At 71.6% G+C, this 250-nt stretch carries 1 protein-coding gene; it reads right to left on the bottom strand.

The window, feature by feature from the left end:
• On the bottom strand, nt 1-250 hold a 250-nt coding region (locus AAEY62_RS23775), incomplete at both ends, for a phospholipase domain-containing protein (RefSeq protein ID WP_350636926.1).

The following is a 250-nucleotide window of genomic DNA, read 5'->3' as shown; positions in this document are numbered from 1 at the left end:
GAGCACCCACAGGTCATATTTGCCGCCATTGTCGGCGCGCGCGGCCCAGTCGCCGTGCAGCGTCTTGCCCGGCTCGACGACGTAGCGCTGCGGCAGCCGGTCGAGGTGCAGCTTGTCGTAGACGTGAAACACGGCGGCGGCGTGGCCGGTGTTCGCGAACTTCAGCGTGACCGTGCCGGCGCCGGCATCGGTGCGCGCGCTCGCGTGCAGTTCGTACGGCAACGCGCGCGACGGGCGCACGCCGGTCGCC

It is taken from the genome of Pseudoalteromonas sp. GW168-MNA-CIBAN-0100, from assembly GCF_040309225.1.
In the GTDB taxonomy this organism is placed as follows: Bacteria; Pseudomonadota; Gammaproteobacteria; order Enterobacterales; family Alteromonadaceae; genus Pseudoalteromonas; species Pseudoalteromonas arctica.
The sequence above is the reverse complement of the archived record's forward strand: the minus strand, read 5'-3'. Positions and strand labels throughout refer to the sequence as shown.